Here is a 17,972-nt window from a genome sequence, read left to right on the forward strand (position 1 = left end):
GTCAGTTATTAGGCGAGAACCTCGAGGTAGGGATTTTTGTCGATGATGGCAGCTTGTGACTTCTTCTTCAGCAGTACAACCAAATCACCTTGCCTCTGAAGCAGCATCACGAACTCCTGCAATGAACAAAGGAACATGGTCTTTTGGTTCAGGGCGCTTTTGCATTCGGTCAAAACTGACTCTGTGTAGCCGTTCGTCGCAATGAAGATGCCTTGTGCATTCGCACGCATGAACAAGCGGCTCAGGTGTGGTGAAAACTCACCCATGCCCACCGGCGCGTTCAGCCACTTCATTTCGACAAGATGGATCGCTCCATCCAGTTCAATTACCCCATCAATCTGTTCAAGGACCGTGCCGGTGTCTGGGTCTTTGCGACGGAAATTCTCAAGAACATAAATGCCGTAAGCCTTGAACAAATCGCTCAACACAGCCTCAAGCAGCTTGCCTCGCTCTTGGGGCCTGTCGTCCATGCTGAATAGGGCAAAGAGGCGTCGGCTAACGTCTTCAATGGCAGCACGCTTGGCAATGGCGGCGGCTTGCTCCGCACGCTGACGTGCTAGCACCTGCTCGCGCTCGGCATCCCGTTCCTGCTTCATACGTGTGAAAGAGTCCTTGACGTTGACTACATCCCGCAGGCTCGCAACCAAGCCTTTAGCCTTGAGTTGGTCATTCGGCCAGCATGTGGAGTAGTCCTCGAACTCGACAACCCGCTTGATGATCTCGCGGCGCGGGCGCAACCCGCTATCCCCCCTAGTATTGACCTTTGCCAAAACGGTGCGGGTGATTTCGTACTTGTTGATGGACTCAGGAGCCGTGCGGACGGTGCGCGACAAGTCTGCTAGATCGCTTGGGTCAACGCCAGCGCCTTGCATGAACAGTACGACATCCTTCTTGCTACGACAGAGCAGCGGGATCGTATCCACAAGCAGGTTCAGCACCTCGGGTGGGTAGTGGAACTGTTCTGCCATCTAGGGATGCACTCTCTATAGCCTTACGGTCCCTTGCAGGAATTGTTAAACACACGACAAGCTAAACGAGCCGCTTTGGTCATCGTGCTGAGGGCCGCCGATTCAAGCCCTGCCGTGGTCAGTTGCGAGGCTTATTTTTACTTACTGGGCAACACGCAGAACCCCGCCAAGCTATTGTCTTAATTGGCGGAAGCGGTGAGATTCGAACTCACGAACGGTTGCCCGTTGCCGGTTTTCAAGACCGGTGCAATCGACCACTCTGCCACGCTTCCTACAACTGTTTTCAAGACCGGTGCCTTAAACCGCTCGGCCATCTCTCCGATTGCGAACCACTGCATACCGCCGTAAAAACTCAGCGGCATGTGCGCACGCCATGTCGACCATATCGACGTGCACATGACTTCTAGCTGTGCCAAGGCAGACATTCTACATGCTGCTGCCTGCCGACACCGCCGTACATTTTCGCACGCCAGCGCCTGTTTTGCTCGCCGACATCGGCCGACATCGAACTGATCCGCTATCGACTGTCACCACCACAGTGCAAGCGCGAGGCTTCGAGCTGCCCTGGCAGGTGTTCGGCGAGGAAGTCAATGAACACCCGCACGGCCGGCAACAAGCCACGGCGCGAGGCGAACACCGCATGGCAGATGCCCTGCGGCAAGGACCATTTCGGCAATACCACTTCCAGTTCGCCGTTGCGCACCGCCTCCGCACAGACCGTCTCGGGCAGCAAGGTGACACCGAAGCCATCCTTGACCATCGATTGCAGCAGCGGGAAGTCGAACCCAGCCACGCGCGGCTGCAAATCGACGCGACGTACTTCGCCTGCAGGGCCATGCAGTTCCCAATGCTGCCGCACCTCGTCCTCGCTGATGCTCAGGGTCACGTGCGAGGTCAACTCTTCCGGCTCTTTCGGACGCCCGGCGCGGTCAAGATATTTGGGGCTAGCCACCAGCAATTCCTGCACGTGACCGAAGCTGCGCATCACCAGACTGCCATCGTCGTCCAGGCGCGAACGCACACGTAAAGCGACGTCGTAGCCTTCGTTGATGATGTCCACGCGACGGTTGCTGATGTTCAACTGCAACCGCACCTTGGGATATTGATCCAGGAACATCGGCAACAATTTAGGTAGTTGCATCTGCGCCAGCGATACCGGCACGCTGACCCGGACCAAACCACGCGGCTCGATACTCAGTCGGTCCACCACTTCGCGTGCAGCCTGGGCTTCGGCCAGCATCATCTGCGCATGGCGGTGCACGTTCATCCCCAGATCGGTAACGGCGAAGCGGCGCGTGGAACGCTGCAGTAGACGTACGCCGAGGTCGCTTTCCAACTGGCTGATGCGACGGCTCAGGCGCGACTTGGGAATCCCCAGCGCACGCTCGGCAGCGGCGAAGCCACCGTGATCGACCACCATCGCGAAGTAGTACAGGTCGTTGAGGTCGTGCATGTTTTTTCGATCTTCAGAACGATGGGGACAATCGGATCCAATCGACTCTTATCTTACAACGACATCCGCTGTATAGAGCGATCGCATTCGTTACGATGCCCTATCATGCTCCAATGCCATGCATATCGCCGAACGAACTGTAGACGGACGAGCGCAACCAGCGCAGTCCGTGTCCGTCGTCCGGCAAGGACTCAGGCGTTTTGTTAGCCGCTCTCAACCGATACGTTCGACACCCCCCATATAGGGCTGCAATGCCTGGGGCACACTGATCGAGCCATCGGCGTTTTGATAGTTCTCCATCACCGCGATCATCGCGCGACCAACGGCGGTACCGGAGCCGTTGAGCGTGTGCAGCAGCTCGGGCTTGCCGGTGGCGGGATTGCGCCAACGCGCCTGCATGCGCCGCGCCTGGAAATCGCCGCAATTGGAGCAGGAGGAAATCTCGCGATAGGTCTGCTGCGAGGGTAGCCAGACTTCCAGGTCGTAGGTTTTGCTCGCCGAAAACCCCATGTCGCCGCTACACAGCAGCATCTTGCGATACGGCAAGCCGAGCGTCTCCAGCACCACTTCGGCACAACGGGTCATGCGCTCGTGTTCGGCGGTGCTCTCTTCGGGGCGGCATACGCTGACCAATTCCACCTTCTCGAACTGATGCTGGCGGATCATGCCGCGGGTATCGCGGCCACCGCTACCGGCTTCGGAGCGGAAGCACAAAGAATGCGCGGTCATGCGCAACGGCAGCCGCTCGGCTTCGACGATCTCGTCGCGGACCAGATTGGTCAGCGAGATCTCGGAAGTGGAGATCAAGTAGCGTTTCTGTTCGCCCAGTGCGGTGGCGAACATGTCTTCCTCGAACTTGGGGAGCTGACCGGTGCCGTACAGGCTGTCGGCGTTGACGATCACCGGCACGTTGGTTTCTTGATAATCATGCGGGCCGGTATGCAGATCGAGCATGAACTGCGCCAAGGCGCGATGCAGCCGCGCGATCGGGCCACGCAACACGGTGAAGCGCGCCCCCGACAGCTTGGCGGCGGATTCGCCGTCCAGCCAGCCGTGTTGCATCCCCAGCTCGACGTGATCCTTGACCTCGAAATCGAACGTGCGCGGCGTGCCCCAACGCTGCACTTCGACGTTGTCGGCCTCGTCCTTTCCGGTCGGCACGTCGGCATGGGGTAGATTGGGAATCTCCAGCGCCAACGTCTCCAACTGGGCGCGGATCTCGTCCAGACGCTGCTCGGAGGCCTTCAGTTCGTCGCCGAATCCAGCTACCTCGGCCATCAGTGCAGTCACGTCCTCGCCCTTTGCCTTGGCTTGGCCAATCGCCTTGGAACGACTATTGCGCAGGCTCTGCAATTCCTGGGTACGCACCTGGATGCGCTTGCGGTCGGCCTCCAAAGCCTCCAGAGCGACCACATCCAGGGCATAGCCACGGCGGCTGCGCAGCTGCTCGGCAAGGACGGCGGGCTGTTGGCGAAGCAAAGCAGGATCGAGCATGGATGCGGCAGGCAGTGGCAACGAATACGCCATTATCGCCTGTCTGAGGTAGCTTTGCCGACGCTTGGCAACGCAGTGTGCGATTCACCAGCGCCATGCCAGAATCGATGCGCTATCCACGGTGAATCCCATGCCCACCCCGCCCCCGTCCTCCCGCTCCGCCCGCGTATTGCATTTACCGTGGCGCCTGCTCGCGATCACCGGCAGCGCCTTCGCCGCCGGCCTGCTGTTGTTCTGGGCGGTCTGGCTGGGCGGACGCAAAGACGACGATTCCCATCAGCCACAGACAACACAGGTGCCGCAGGAAACAGCAGCGATCAAACCGCTACCGGAACCGCTACCCGCCAGCAATGACGCCGCCAGCGAGATGCCGCAGGCCAAACCGGCACCGTCCCAAGAGACGCCGAAGCTGGTCGAAACCACCCCCGCCCCACCACCTGCGCGCACCTCAAGCGCAGCGACAGCCAGCACCGCGACCAACGTTGCTTCCCATGCCACTGGATCGGCGACCAGCGACCGGCCGGTCCCGATCGAAGGTCAGATGCCGCCGCCACGCTATCCGGTAGAGGCGTTGCGGCGTGGCGAGGCCGGTACGGTGTTGGTCCGCGTCGACGTGGACAACAGCGGGATACCCACCGGCGTAGCCCTGATCAAGCGCAGCGGCTCGCGCGATCTGGACCGCGCGGCGATGGACAGCGTGCGCCGCTGGCGCTTCCGTCCCGCGCAACAGGCCGGCCGGCCGGTGCCGGCCAGCATCGAGATCCCAATCGACTTCAAGCCGGGGCCATAGCTGAATCCAAGCCCTGACACACCCACCGTGTTCACATGCAAGTGACACGGTGCGCGAGGATCTTCGGCAACACTACCGGCGTCCTCTCACGGTGCAGGAGTGCCGTCATGTCGAGTCACTACAAGACGACACCGCATCCCAATAGTTGGCGACAGGCCCCTGCGCCACCGGTAGGTGCCGACCAAGGTTCTCCATGGGCATGGATGATCGTGATCGCGCTGGCATTGGCGGCGTGCGGGTGGTGGCTAGCGTTCGATCAGGACTCGGGCATCGGCAGCCCACACACGTCATCAGCGACACCGGCCAACGACCCGCCACGCCCAAAGGGCGCAGGCTGATACCCTGGGGTGGCGCGCTAGACGCCCCCCTGCTCCTACTCCGCTATCAGGCTTCGCGCAAAGCGAAACCCGCATGACGCGCCAAGGCGTCGAAGCCGGGGAACGACGTCGCCACATTGGCAACCTCTTCAATCCTCACTTCACCCTGTGCCAACTGCCCCGCGATGGCGAAGGCCATCGCGATGCGGTGATCGCCATGACTTTCGATCCTGCCCGCGCCCAAGGTGCCGCCGTGGATGGTGGCACCATCCGGCGTCTCATCGACAACGATGCCGAGCGTGCGCAGACCGGTGGCCATCGCCGCCAACCGATCCGACTCCTTCACTCGTAATTCGGCAGCGCCACTGACCACGGTCTGCCCCTGCGCCGCAGCGGCAGCGATAAACAGCGCTGGGAACTCGTCGATCATGTCCGGCACCACCGTTTCCGGGATCTTTGCACCGCGCAGCGAGGCATGGCGCACGCGCAGATCGGCCACCGGCTCGCCACCATGCTCGCTGTGGTTGTGCTCGACGATGTCCGCGCCCATCAGCCTGAGCGCCGCAAGCAACCCGGTGCGACGCGGATTGAGTCCGACCGCCTTCAAGGTGATGTCCGAGCCTGGAATGATGCTGGCCGCGACGATAAAGAACGCGGCAGAAGAGAAATCCGCCGGGACCGCGATATCGGTGGCGCGCAGGCGCTGGCCGCCGCGCAAGCGCGCCTGCCCAGGCGCGAACGCAATCTCCACTCCGAACGCGGACAACATGCGCTCGGTGTAGTCACGGGTGGGATTCGGCTCCTGCACCGAGGTGACACCTTCGGCATACAGACCCGCCAACAGCACAGCGGACTTGACCTGCGCGCTGGCCACCGGCGAGACGAAATCGATCCCGTGCAAGGCCTGACCACCATGGATATGCAGCGGCGGCACGCCATTGGCCTGGGTGTCGATCCGCGCCCCCATCGACGCCAGCGGCTCGGTCACCCGACGCATCGGCCGCTTGGACAACGACGCATCGCCGACCAACACGCTGTCGAAGGGCTGTGCCGCGAGCAGGCCCGCGAGCAGACGCATGCCGGTGCCGGCATTGCCACAATCCAATTCGCCCTGCGGTGCCCGCAGCCCATCGACGCCAACACCATGCACGAGGCGCTGCGATGGCGACGGTGTTTCGATCCGCACCCCGAGTTTGGCGAAGATCGCCGCAGTCGAGCGGGTATCCTCGCCTTCGAGAAAGCCATCGATCCGCGACACACCATCGGCCAGCGCCGCGAACATCACCGCCCGGTGCGATACCGATTTGTCGCCCGGCACCGTCAACGTGCCCTGCAGCGCCGTCCCTTTCGTTGCGATCCAGCTTTGCTCGTTGCTCATCATCGTTCCTGAAATTCTTCACCAAACCCCGAAGGGCCACTGCCACATCAAGGCGATTGCCGCTGTGACTGCCGGCAGCGCACTGCGGGCATGGACAACACGATCAAGGTACCGACACCGGATACGACCCCAACACCTTGATCTGCGCCGAGTGCGCCTTCAATTCGGCCAACGCCTGCTTCATCGCCTCGTCCTCCACATGTCCGGCCAGGTCGATGAAGAACCCGTACTCCCACTTGCCCTGATGCGATGGACGCGACTCGATCCGATTCATGCTGATGCCATGGCGCGCGAATGGGCTGAGCACATCGAACAAAGCGCCAGGCTTGTCGTGAATGAACACCAGCACCGAGCTGCGATCATGCCCGGACGGCGGAAAAATCTTGCGCCCGATCACCAGAAAACGCGTGGTGTTGTCGGCATCGTCCTCAATCGATTTGGTGACGACCTTCTTCAGCGCGTACACCTGCGCCGCGCTCTCGCCGCCAATCGCGGCCGCATCGTCGGCATTGCGCGCGCGTCGCGCGCCCTCGGCATTGCTGGAGACGGGGATCTTCTCAACCTTGGGCAGTTGCGCACGCAGCCAGCCTGCGGTCTGCGCGAAGGCCTGCGGATGCGCGTAGATGCGCTCGATTGCATCCAGCCGCCCGCTGCGCGAGAGCAGGAACTGATGCACACGCAACTCGGTCTCGCCGCAAATCTTCAGCTTGGAGGTGATGAACATGTCCAGAGTGACCTGGATGGTGCCCTGCCCTGAGTTTTCCACCGGCACAACGCCGAAATCGGCATTGCCGTTCTCCACTTCCTGGAACACCTCCTCAATCGACGCCATCGGCAAACCCACCGCCGAGCGGCCGAAATGCTTGAGCACCGCCTGCTGGCTGAAGGTGCCTTCCGGGCCGAGGTAGCCGATCTTGAGCGGCTCCTGCTGGGCCAGACACGCCGACATGATCTCGCGGAACACGTGGACCAGCACTTCATCGCTGAGCGGGCCCTGATTACGGTCCACCACCATCCGCAACACTTGCGCTTCGCGCTCGGGACGGTAGTAATCCACCGCCGCGGCAAGCTTGCCCTTGGCCAAGCCGACCTGGCGTGCGAACTGCGCGCGCTCGGCGATCAAGGCCTGGATGTTGCGGTCGATCTCGTCGATCTTGGCACGCACGTCAGCCAGCGCGGGGGCGTTGGACTTGGCGACGGTGCCGGAGGTCGGCTTGGACGCTTTATTACCAGCGGAAGGGGATTTTTTAGGCGTTGCGGCCATGACTCATGATTCCTCGATGTTCCGGATATGCCGACAAGGCCATCCGGTCGCGGCTGACGCCGCTTCTACAGTGACGACTCAACCGTTGCGTTGCTGAAAATCGCGCATGAAATCGACCAATGCCTGCGCTCCGGCCAGTGGCATGGCGTTGTACAACGAGGCGCGAATACCACCGACCGCCTTATGCCCCTTCAGCGCCAGGAGCCCGGCCGCCTTGGACTCGGCGACGAAACGCGCGGTGAGCGTGTCGTCGGGCAGGAAGAACGGGATATTCATCCGCGAACGCGCCTCAGGCACCACCTGGTTGCGGTAGAAGCCGCCGGAGGCATCAATCGCCGCATACACCAGCGCCGACTTGGCGCGGTTGCGGCGCGCGAATTCTTCCACCCCGCCCTCGGCCAGCATCCACTTGAACACCAGCCCGGCCAGATACCAGTTCCAGGTTGGCGGCGTGTTGAGCATCGAATCGCGCGCCACGTGCGAGCGGTAGTCGAAGATGTCCGCTCGCGGCTGGCCTGCGCGCTGCAACAGATCGCGACGGACGATCACCACCGCCACGCCCACCGGGCCAAGATTTTTCTGCGCACCGGCATACAGCAGCGCGTACTTGGAGACGTCGATCGGCTCGGCGGCGATACTGGAACTGAAATCGGCGAACAGCGGCACCGCTCCAACGTCCGGCGTCTGACGAAACTCCACGCCATGAATGGTTTCGTTGGCGGTGATGTGGACATAAGCGGCATCGTCGCTGAGCTGCCAAGCACTGCGCGCGGGAATATCGCAAAAACCGCCGGCCTCGCTGCTGGCAGCCACATGCACATTGACGTAAGGCGTGACCTGCTTGATCGCCGTCTTGCTCCAGTGCCCGGTGACCACGTAGTCCACGGTCTGCCCGGGCGCGGCGAAGTTCAACGCCAGCAACGCCTGCTGGGTGGTGGCACCACCGGACAGGAACAGCACGGCGTAGTCGTCGGAAATGCCGAGCAACTGCCGTAGATCGGCCTCGGCCTGCGCGGCGACCTCCATAAATTCAGGGCCGCGATGACTCAGTTCGACGAGGGAAGCCCCCACGCCATTCCACTCCAACATCTCCGCCTGCGCCTGACGCAGGACCGATTCCGGCAAGGCAGCGGGGCCGGCACTGAAATTGAACGCGCGGGTCATGGGGCACCTATCCGAAAGATCCCCTAGTATGCCGCAGCGCAACAGCTTGCGGCCTGGCAATTTAGGTTGCAGATGCATCCATTGGCCTGGCGGACGCGTAATCTGTGCTGAAGTCACTGTCATCACTCACTCGCCTGCAGCCAGGAGTCCGCCATGTCCTTGCGCGATGCCCTCAACATTCCCAGTCGTGAGATCACCGACGAGGCGGTCTATCGCGACCGGCGGCGTCTGCTGCAAGTGTTGGCACTGGGCCCGATGTCGAGCCTGGTCGGCTGCGCCTCCGCCGAGCCACCGGCACCACCCAAAACCGTGGTGACCGTGGAACAAGCGCGCAGCGGCTTTCGTACCAACGAAGAACTCACCCGCTACGAGGACGTGACCAGCTACAACAACTTCTACGAATTCGGCACCGACAAGACCGATCCGTCGAAAGCGGCCAAGACCCTGCGCCCCTCGCCCTGGTCGGTCAAAGTCTCCGGCGAATGCGAGAAACCCGGCACCCTTGCATTGAACGACCTGCTCAAGGGAAGTACGCCAGAGGAGCGTATCTACCGCCTGCGCTGCGTCGAAGGCTGGTCGATGGTGATTCCATGGCTCGGGGTGCCGTTGGGCGAGGTGCTCAAACGCTTTGCGCCGACCTCCAAGGCCAAGTACGTCGCCTTCACCACCCTGGACGATCCGCAGCAAATGCCGGGCATCCGCTACCACTCGATCGACTGGCCGTACAAGGAAGGCTTGCGTATCGACGAGGCGATGCACCCGCTCACCCTGCTCGCCACCGGCCTGTACGGCAAACCACTGCCGCAGCAGAACGGTGCGCCGCTACGCCTGGTGGTACCGTGGAAATACGGTTTCAAGAGCATCAAGTCAATCGTCGAGATCCGTTTTGTCGAACGCATGCCGGAGACCGCCTGGCATGAACTGCAACCGTCCGAATACGGCTTTTTTTCCAACGTCAATCCCGCCGTGGATCACCCGCGCTGGAGCCAGAAGACCGAACGTCGCATCGCCGGCAAGGCCAGCAAACTGTTCGCCGAACGCATCCCAACCCGCCCATTCAATGGCTATGCCGATCAGGTCGCGGCGCTTTATGCTGGAATGGATCTGAAGAAATGGTACTGAGCGTGCGCGATTGTGGATGGCTGATGGAAGACTGGAAAACCACGCACGCAACGGCAATGCAGCGCGAGATGGCGGCGTGAGCCGTCAGGCATCGGGCAGCCTGATTGCCGCCAAAACGCTCGTGCATGGATTGGCGATGCTGCCGATGGCCTGGCTGGGTTGGCAGTTCTGGCAGGTCTGGCAAACCGGCAGCGATGCACTCGGGGCCGATCCGGTGGCTGCCATCGAACACCGCACCGGCATCTGGGCGTTGCGGTTGTTGTTGCTGACTCTGGCCATCACGCCGCTGCGGCAACTGACCGGGCAAGCCGTGCTGCTGCGCTTCCGGCGCATGCTCGGGCTGTACGCGTTCTTCTACGCCTGCGTGCATCTGGCCGCGTATCTGGGACTGGATCTGCGCGGTTACTGGGCGCAGATCTTCGAGGAGATCGTCAAGCGTCCCTACATCACGGTCGGCTTCATCGCCTGGCTGCTGCTGATCCCGCTGGCGATCACCTCCACCCAGGGTTGGATGCGCCGGCTCAAGCGCAACTGGGGCAAGCTGCACAAGGCCATCTACGTAATCGGCGTACTCGCCGTACTGCATTTTTGGTGGCTGGTGAAATCGGATATCCGCGAACCGCTGCTGTATGCGGCGATCCTGGCCTTGCTGCTGGGCTGGCGCGCTTGGCGTGCGCTCAGCGCGCGCCGAACCACAGCAGTCCGCTGAGCGCGGCGGCCAGCAGCAGCGCGCTGAGCAACAGCCACGGCCACCGACGCGCAGTGGCTGGGCGCGTGATCGCGGTCTGCGCCGGAGTCTGCGTCGCACGCGCAGGAACCTGCATCTGCGGCTCGCCGCCGCTTGCCTGCGGCATTTCCAATACGAAGCGGTGTTGTGCGTCGAACACCACTTGATCGCCCGCTTGCAGCCAACAGTTGCGCACCACGATGCCATTGACCTGGGTCTGCGCGTCGCCAAGACCGCGCAATAGCACTCCCTCGCCATGTCGCTCCAGGCGTGCATGGCGCTCGGCGAAGGCCGGGTCATCGATGCGGATGTCGCACTCGCGCAGGCGGCCGACATGGCGCACCCGGTCAAGGGTGAAACTGCGTCCGTGATGCTGGCCACCGAGGCCACGCAGGACCAGGCAAGGATCCTCGTCCGTAGTATCGCGGGGATCGGGCGGGCGTTGCAGCGATTGACACTCGCCCTGCACCATCATTTCCACGCCGTCGACATAGACCGCGTCGCCAGCGCGCAGCAGCGCCATCCGCCGCACCGGCCGTCCGTTCACGTGGATGCCACGACTGCCTTCAGCGACCTGCAACCACAAACCACGCCAATCCAGGCGAAACTGCGCCAGCAGCCGCGCTCCCTGGCTGTCCTCGACCAATCTCACCTCACCGCTAGCCAATCGCACGATGCGATGTACGCCCGCGCACAGGGGCCAGTCGGGTTGTTGGCGGTTGCTGAAATGGACTTGCAGGTCGGGCACGGCGCGCAGCCTAGCAGGTTGAACGCGTGCGCAGAAGAGAAGCGCGCGGCACCTGGACAATACGGCGCACATCCGCACAATGCAGGATCGTTTATGCGGGCCGTTCGCCCGCGCAGGAGCCAGCATGTCCAGCATCGACATCCGTCACGACCATGGCAAGACCCCAGCGCAAGCGCGCAAGGCGATCGACGCCGCCGCCAAGAAACTGGCCGAACGCTTCGATCTGGAATCGCGTTGGGAAGGCGATGCGCTGCTGTTCTCGCGCTCCGGGGTGGACGGGCGCATCGAGCTGTTGCCAAAACAGGTGCATGTGACTGCCGAACTGGGCTTCCTGCTATCGGCAATGAAAGGCATGGTGGAAAGCGAGATCCAGCGGGTTCTCTCCGAAAAACTCAGCTGAACAGCGCACTCGCTCCCCTATCCCGCTCCCCTGCGGTCATCGCTGCGGTGGAGATGACGGACTTTGACGGCAGGCGCGCACGGCACTGTCAGTCAGGCGCGAACGGCTGTGGGTGACCGGCGAACAGCCGCTGCGACGCGGTGCGTTCGGCAGTTTCGATATCGTTGATAAAGCCCTGCGCATCGTCGAGGCTGGAGAACGCATCGAAACCCCGCTCCAGGAATCCCTGCAATTGCGACAATCCTGCCGCCTTGGCCGGCCCGCGGGAGAAGCGCAGCAGCATGCGCACGCCAGGGGTCCGTACCGCCGAGGCCAGACCCAGGCCGACGTCGGCGATCAGCTCGATTTGGCGCCGACGTAAGCGCGGCAAACTCGTCCGCCGGTACGCCTGGGCATAGAGATCCACCTCAAGGCGCTGCTCCTGCGGCGCCAGTGCATGCAGCACGGCGGCCATGCGCAGGTCCAGGGCGTGCGTCAACGCGCCCAGCTCGATGCCATCGACGACCGTGTCCAGCAACGCAGCGGGCATCAGCCGCTGCATCATCGGCAGTACTTTGACGATATCGGCATCGCGACGGCTGAAGTCGCGGTCAGCATAGACGTCGGTAAGAAAGAACATCGCCGCAGGACGACGCTGCGGATCGTGCAGGAAGTGCGCAAAACTGCGCTCCAACCGCTGCGACTGCCAGCGCCGTAGCGCCTGCAACCAGGGCAGCGCGTTACGCGGCTCGCGTGCCGGATCGTGCAGCGCCTGATGCCAGGCCAAACGGCGGCCGAGTCGTTCCAGGACGGGATTGCTGCGCGCCATGACTGCCGATGATCGTCGCAGCCCGCGACGACCGCAAGCAGTGGCGCTCGGCTACACTCGCACCACTGCCTCCTGCGGACCGCGCATGCTTTCCCTCCACAGCGCCTCGCCACGTCCCCGTTCCCACGGCCGCATCGGCCTGGCCATCGCCGGCGGTGGCCCGATCGGCGGCATGTATGGCCTGGGGGCGTTGCGGGCGCTGGACGAGGCAATGGACGGGCTGGACCTGACCCGTCTGGATTGCTACGTGGGTGTCAGTTCCGGCGCGTTCCTGACTGCCGGCTTGGCCAACCGGGTGAGCAGCGCCGAAATCTGTCGGATCTTCGTCACCGGCAACAGCGACGATGCGCATTTCCGGCCCGAGGATTTCCTGCGCCCCAACGTCTACGAATACCTGCGCCGTGCCGCCAACCTGCCAAGGCTGGCCTACGATTGGTGGCACGACCTGCTGACCGAGCCGCACAAGACCCGCTGGTCGGATCTGATCAGCCGCTTCGGCGGTCTGGTCCCAAGTGGGCTGTTTGACAATGCCGGCGTGGAGCGCTTCCTGCAGGACGTGTTCAGCCGCCGTGGCCGCAGCAACGACTTCCGCGCACTGGACACGGATCTGTTCGTGGTCGCGGTGGACCTGGACAGCGGCCGTACCGTGCGCTTCGGCGAACGCGGACTGGATCAGGTGCCGATCTCGCTCGCGGTGCAGGCCAGTGCGGCGCTGCCCGGGCTATATCCGCCGGTGGAAATCGACGGGCACCACTACGTAGACGGCGCGCTGCGGCGCACGATGCACGCCTCCACCCTGCTGGAACGCGGCATCGACCTGATGATCGGGATCAATCCGCTGGTGCCCTACGACGCCACCCACGCACCACGGCGCAACGGCCACATCGACCGAGCACGGCTACTGGCCGGCGGTCTTCCAGCGGTGCTGTCGCAGACCTTCCGCACGCTGCTGCAGTCGCGCATGCAGGTCGGGCTGGAGAAGTACGCACGGCAATATCCGCAGATCGATCAGATGGTGTTCGAGCCCAATGCCGACAACAGCGAACTGTTCTTCACCAATTTATTCAGCTATTCCGCACGCCATCGCGTATGCCAACTTGCCTACCGCAACACACTGTCCGATTTACGTCGCAACGCACAAACGCTGGAGCCGATGCTGGCCGCGCACGGCATCGTGCTGCGCCATGCGATCCTCAACGACCGCCACCGGACCTTCCTCGATGGCGTTGACGTGCAGCCGCGACGCATGACCGAAACCACCGCACGGCTGCGACGTGCACTCGACGATGTGGATCAGGTGGTCGCACGTCACCGTGCCAACAGCCGTGCCAGGCAGCAACCGCTGGATCACAAGTAACCCCACCGCCGGCCAAGCGCTGCTACAGCGACAGGATTGTGTGATTACTCTAGTGGACGTCGTAAATTTAAGTCTCCAACTCAGCCACCCATCTGCCGAAGGAAGCGTATCGTCATGGCTACTTTGAAGAAATCCGCGCGTAAGCAGCGCAGTTCCACTGTCACTGACGACAGCCTGCAGACACAAGCCGAGAAACTGTCCAAGCGCCTGGGCGAATCGGCACAGCAAGTCTGGCTCGCTGGTGTCGGTGCGTTCGGTCGCGCCCAGGCCGAAGGTGGCAAGCTGTTCGAGACCCTGGTCAAAGAAGGGCTGAGCCTGGAAGAGAACACCCGCAAGCTGGCCGGCGGTAGCGTCGATGCGGTACGCGATGCGGTCGAAAACCGGGTCGGTCAGGCCCGCGAGCGTGCAGCCGATACCTGGGACCGGCTGGAGAAAGTGTTCGAAGACCGGGTGCAACGCGCGTTGCGCCGTCTGGAAGTGCCGAGTCGCGAAGACCTCGGCGCCCTGATCGAGCGCGTGGACACGTTGAATGCCGAACTACGCCATCTCGGTGGCAGGGGGCGGAGCGCGCGACCAGCAGGCAAGACATCCACGGCGGCGAAGCAGCCATCCAAAACCTCGGCGACACGCACAAGTGCGGGCAAACCTGCGACACCAGCGCGACGGCCGGCGAAGTCCGCAGCAACCAAGGATGCCCCCACCAAGCGCGCCAGCCGCCAAGCTAGCAGGACACCGAAGGAATAACGGCGTTGCCCTGACTGTCGCTGCCGCTCAGTCAGTCCGGCAGAAGATCCTTCGCCCACCGCCCTTGGCGGTTTCCGCATTCGCGTGCCGTTCCTAGTCGGCCGCCTGGCTGCTGCGGCAGCGGCCTTGGCGGGACCTTGACACGCCAACGATACACTCGTGTCTCGAATTGTATACACGGGTGTAAGCATGTCCTCCTGGATTGCGGCAACAGGATTGGCAGTGACGGCATGGCTCGCCAGTAGCCTTTACCTCTGGCTGGTGAGGCGTCGCGAGAACGAGACTGCCGCTGGGTTGAATGCCTTGGTGGGCCTGCATTGGCGTGATTTTTCCCGCATGGTGCGGCGCGCGATGCGCGAGCAGCGCGACCTCCACGACCCGACCCTGGAAACAGACACCTCCCTGGAACCGAAAAGCGATTTCGTGATGGTACGCGGCGGCGAGCGCTGGCTACTGTCTTGCAAACATGGCCGCGCATACCGGATCGGCTCAAGCGCAGTCAACGAATTAGGTACGACGGCACGGCTGATGGGCGCTCGGGGTAGCATCCTGATCACCGAAGGCAAGGTGGAACGCGACGGCATCGCCGCTGCCGAAAAACAGTCGGTGGAGATCCTCGATGGTCGCCGCATCTGGCCGATGCTCAAGCCATATCTGCCGAGCGAACTGGAAGACGAGGTCATCGGTGCCAGCCGTCGACGCGCACAACGGCATATCACTATCGCGGCGCTGGCCGCGCTCACCCTCGCACTTTTACTTGGCATCGGCGGTCTGCTACAACACGTCGGCGTGGCCGAGCCCACCACAGGCACGGCGCAGGTAGCAATCGCGCAAACACCTGTGGCAATCCACAGCGCGACAATCCTCGGCGCTGACTCAGCCCCGTCTATTCACGACCACGCCGCGGATGGACAGGCGGACAGTCGTGCAGATATTGCGCCAGCGGACCCGGCGAGCGAGCAGAATCAACGTCACTCGATCTCCAAAGTCCTGGCACGCACCCCTGGGGTGATCCGCGGTATCTGGCAGACACCGATCACGCTGGTGATCGACCGCAGCGGCGAAGACGACCAAGTGTGGCCGCGCATCTGCAACGAGGTGGAGCGCTATTCCTCACTGCGGACCGTTCGCATCCAACTCAACCCACGTCCCGGCCACGCTGAGCCGGTACGCTGGCGGCAGTGTCAAACGTTTTAAGAGTGGCTCACCAACACGGCCAGAACCAGAGCTTTCCTCACCAATGCACCCCGCGCATCAGCGCGGCGAACGCGATCTGCTCCTGACTCGGCTTGGCCTCGCGCAGTGCCTTGCGGTCGCCCTTGGCGGCGGCCGAATCCGGGAAGAGTTCGAAGGCGGTGTTCATCACCACCTCGTAGGCTTTCGGCGCCAGCGCGTTGACCAGCGCGGCGAAGATACCCAAGCGCGTTGCCACGCGACTGGGACGCTCGATGATTGCCTTGACCATCAAGTCGGCGGCCTCCTCGACGCTCAACGTCGGCACGTTGTCGTACATCTTGGTCGGAGCGATCATGGGTGTTTTCACCAGCGGCATATTGACCGTGGTGAAGCTGATGCCCTTACTCGACAATTCGCCCTGCGCACAGCGGCTCCAAGCATCCAGCGCTGCCTTGGAGGCGACATACGCGGAGAAGCGCGGCGAATTGGCCAACACGCCAATCGAACTGACGTTGATGATGTGGCCCTTGCGCCGCGTGGTCATACCCGGCAGCACGCCCATGATCAAGCGCAGACTGCCGAAATAGTTCAATTGCATGGTCCGCTCGAAATCGTGGAAGCGCTCGTAACTGAGTTCGATCGAGCGGCGGATCGAGCGCCCCGCGTTGTTGATCAACACATCGACACGGCCATGCGCATCGAGCACGGTCTTGAGCAACTGATCGCACTCGTGCATATCCGACAAGTCGGCGGTATAAGCGAACACCTTGCCGCCCTTGGCGTTCATCGCATCGCGTGCGGCATGCAGTTCCTGTTCGCCACGCGCAACGATGATAGTGATGGCACCGGCCTCGGCGACACGCTGTGCGGTGGCCAGGCCAATCCCAGATGAGCCTCCGGTGATCAACACAACTTTGCCGCGCACTTTGCCCTTGAGCGAGCGGTCGACGAACAGGTCCGGATCCAGTTGCCGTTCCCAGTAATCCCACAGACGCCAGGCGTAGTCTTCAAGCCGTGGCAAGGTAATGCCGCTGTCCTTGAGTGCGCGCTCAGTCTCGCGGCTATCGAAGCGGGTTGGATAGCTGATGAACTTCAGCACTTCGCGCGGGATGCGGAAATCCCGCAGCAGCATGCCGGTGAAACGCTGGATTGGCGGCAAGCCACCGATGGCCTCGCGAATATTGGCAGGTACGAAGGCAAACATCCGCGTATCCACGCGCAAGCTCATCTCCGGCGCATGACCAGCGCGGCAAAACAAGTTGAGCACCTCGCCAATGCGCCGCGGTTCCGGATCGGTCAGATGGAACGCGCGACCATCGAGCTTGGGTTTATGCGCGATGTGGTCCATTGCATTGGCGACAAAATCCACCGGCACCAGATTGATCCGCCCGCCTTCGATGCCCAGCATCGGCGCCCACGACGGCAATAGCTGACGCAGCTTCTTGATGAGCGGGAAGAAGTAATACGGCCCATCGATCTTGTCCATGGCGCCGCTGCGCGAATCGCCGACCACCATCGCCGGACGGTAGATGCGCCACTTGATCCGGGTCTCGGCACGCACCAGCGCCTCGGCGTCGTGCTTGGTACGTAGGTAGGGATCATCCAGCCCTTCGGCTTCTTCAAACATGTCCTCGCGAAAAACACCCGGGTACAACCCGGCTACCGCAATCGAACTGGTGTGGTGGAATACGCCAGCGCCGATCTGCGCAGCCAGCTCCAACGCATTGCGGGTGCCTTCGAGGTTGGCGACGCGTTGCGCCTGAGCCTTGGCGGTAAAATCGTACAACGCGGCCAAGTGGAAGAAGTGCTTGACCTTGCCATTGAGCGCCTTGCACTGCGCGGCATCCAATCCGCAAGACGCGCTCCCCACATCGCCGTGCAACACCACCAGGCGCTTGGGGTCCCAGCCGTGCTCACGCACCAGCGCATCGAACTTGCGCTGGGATTCTTTGCGCAACAGAACATGCACGATGCCTTTGCGGCGCAACAGATTGGTCATCAGATAGCGGCCGATAAAGCCAGTAGCACCTGTCACGAAATACGTCATGCCCAGCTATCCCTC

At 62.5% G+C, this 17,972-nt stretch carries 16 protein-coding genes and 1 tRNA gene; 7 read left to right on the forward strand and 10 right to left on the reverse strand.

Going from position 1 to position 17,972, the window contains the following annotated elements; genetic code table 11:
* Nucleotides 1–8: 8 nt before the first annotated feature.
* The 4 genes from XALGPE39_RS16430 to serS form a co-directional block, all read right to left on the reverse strand.
* Nucleotides 9–968 carry a restriction endonuclease gene (locus XALGPE39_RS16430; RefSeq protein WP_045727640.1) on the reverse strand — a complete coding sequence of 320 codons (960 nt, stop codon included), beginning with the start codon at nt 966–968 and terminating at the stop codon, nt 9–11.
* A 184-nt stretch (nt 969–1,152) separates the two neighbouring features.
* A tRNA-Ser gene (locus XALGPE39_RS07485) sits at nt 1,153–1,240 on the reverse strand.
* A gap of 245 nt (nt 1,241–1,485) precedes the next feature.
* Nucleotides 1,486–2,421: a LysR family transcriptional regulator gene (locus XALGPE39_RS07490; RefSeq protein WP_045727641.1), complete on the reverse strand. Its 936-nt coding sequence runs from the start codon at nt 2,419–2,421 to the stop codon at nt 1,486–1,488.
* A gap of 213 nt (nt 2,422–2,634) precedes the next feature.
* Nucleotides 2,635–3,915 carry a serine--tRNA ligase gene (gene serS / locus XALGPE39_RS07495; RefSeq protein WP_045729050.1) on the reverse strand — a complete coding sequence of 427 codons (1,281 nt, stop codon included), beginning with the start codon at nt 3,913–3,915 and terminating at the stop codon, nt 2,635–2,637.
* 130 nt (nt 3,916–4,045) lie between these two features.
* On the opposite strand from serS, the gene XALGPE39_RS07500 reads away from it, so the two are divergent.
* Nucleotides 4,046–4,705, forward strand: coding sequence for an energy transducer TonB (locus XALGPE39_RS07500; RefSeq protein WP_045727642.1), 660 nt, complete (start codon nt 4,046–4,048; stop codon nt 4,703–4,705).
* 384 nt (nt 4,706–5,089) lie between these two features.
* Here the strand turns inward: XALGPE39_RS07500 and aroA are convergent, their stop codons facing one another.
* The 3 genes from aroA to serC form a co-directional block, all read right to left on the reverse strand.
* The gene (gene aroA / locus XALGPE39_RS07505; protein WP_045727643.1) at nt 5,090–6,403 is read right to left on the reverse strand and encodes a 3-phosphoshikimate 1-carboxyvinyltransferase; all 1,314 of its coding nucleotides are present in this window, start codon (nt 6,401–6,403) and stop codon (nt 5,090–5,092) included.
* 100 nt (nt 6,404–6,503) lie between these two features.
* The gene (gene pheA, locus XALGPE39_RS07510) at nt 6,504–7,664 is read right to left on the reverse strand and encodes a prephenate dehydratase (protein ID WP_045727644.1); all 1,161 of its coding nucleotides are present in this window, start codon (nt 7,662–7,664) and stop codon (nt 6,504–6,506) included.
* A gap of 78 nt (nt 7,665–7,742) precedes the next feature.
* A complete protein-coding gene (serC, locus tag XALGPE39_RS07515; protein ID WP_045727645.1) occupies nt 7,743–8,828 on the reverse strand; it encodes a 3-phosphoserine/phosphohydroxythreonine transaminase in 1,086 nt (361 codons plus the stop codon).
* Nucleotides 8,829–8,981: 153 nt separating this feature from the next.
* On the opposite strand from serC, the gene msrP reads away from it, so the two are divergent.
* Nucleotides 8,982–9,950: a protein-methionine-sulfoxide reductase catalytic subunit MsrP gene (gene msrP, locus XALGPE39_RS07520; RefSeq protein WP_045727646.1), complete on the forward strand. Its 969-nt coding sequence runs from the start codon at nt 8,982–8,984 to the stop codon at nt 9,948–9,950.
* Between the two features lie 136 nt (nt 9,951–10,086).
* Nucleotides 10,087–10,659: a protein-methionine-sulfoxide reductase heme-binding subunit MsrQ gene (msrQ, locus tag XALGPE39_RS07525; protein WP_045729051.1), complete on the forward strand. Its 573-nt coding sequence runs from the start codon at nt 10,087–10,089 to the stop codon at nt 10,657–10,659.
* Here the strand turns inward: msrQ and XALGPE39_RS07530 are convergent.
* Nucleotides 10,628–11,425, reverse strand: a complete 798-nt coding sequence (locus XALGPE39_RS07530) for an FHA domain-containing protein (protein ID WP_045727647.1) — start codon at nt 11,423–11,425, stop codon at nt 10,628–10,630. The genes msrQ and XALGPE39_RS07530 overlap by 32 nt on opposite strands.
* Nucleotides 11,426–11,549: 124 nt before the next feature.
* Between XALGPE39_RS07530 and XALGPE39_RS07535 the strand changes: the two genes are divergently transcribed.
* The gene (locus XALGPE39_RS07535; protein WP_045729052.1) at nt 11,550–11,825 is read left to right on the forward strand and encodes a polyhydroxyalkanoic acid system family protein; all 276 of its coding nucleotides are present in this window, start codon (nt 11,550–11,552) and stop codon (nt 11,823–11,825) included.
* An 88-nt stretch (nt 11,826–11,913) separates the two neighbouring features.
* Here the strand turns inward: XALGPE39_RS07535 and XALGPE39_RS07540 are convergent, their stop codons facing one another.
* Complete coding sequence (locus tag XALGPE39_RS07540; protein ID WP_045727648.1) at nt 11,914–12,633, reverse strand: hypothetical protein; 720 nt, start codon at nt 12,631–12,633, stop codon at nt 11,914–11,916.
* An 85-nt stretch (nt 12,634–12,718) separates the two neighbouring features.
* Between XALGPE39_RS07540 and XALGPE39_RS07545 the strand changes: the two genes are divergently transcribed.
* The 3 genes from XALGPE39_RS07545 (at nt 12,719) to XALGPE39_RS07555 (ending at nt 15,931) form a co-directional block, all read left to right on the forward strand.
* Nucleotides 12,719–13,990 carry a patatin-like phospholipase family protein gene (locus XALGPE39_RS07545; protein ID WP_045729053.1) on the forward strand — a complete coding sequence of 424 codons (1,272 nt, stop codon included), beginning with the start codon at nt 12,719–12,721 and terminating at the stop codon, nt 13,988–13,990.
* 114 nt (nt 13,991–14,104) lie between these two features.
* Nucleotides 14,105–14,734, forward strand: a complete 630-nt coding sequence (locus tag XALGPE39_RS07550; protein WP_045727649.1) for a phasin family protein — start codon at nt 14,105–14,107, stop codon at nt 14,732–14,734.
* A 189-nt stretch (nt 14,735–14,923) separates the two neighbouring features.
* Nucleotides 14,924–15,931 carry a restriction endonuclease gene (locus XALGPE39_RS07555; RefSeq protein ID WP_045727650.1) on the forward strand — a complete coding sequence of 336 codons (1,008 nt, stop codon included), beginning with the start codon at nt 14,924–14,926 and terminating at the stop codon, nt 15,929–15,931.
* A gap of 37 nt (nt 15,932–15,968) precedes the next feature.
* On the opposite strand, the gene XALGPE39_RS07560 is transcribed toward XALGPE39_RS07555, so the two are convergent.
* Entirely contained in the window at nt 15,969–17,957 is a 1,989-nt protein-coding gene (locus XALGPE39_RS07560; protein WP_045727651.1) for an SDR family oxidoreductase, read from the reverse strand.
* Nucleotides 17,958–17,972 lie beyond the last annotated feature (15 nt).

The organism is Xanthomonas sp. GPE 39 (assembly GCF_000963005.1).
GTDB lineage: Bacteria > Pseudomonadota > Gammaproteobacteria > Xanthomonadales > Xanthomonadaceae > Xanthomonas_A.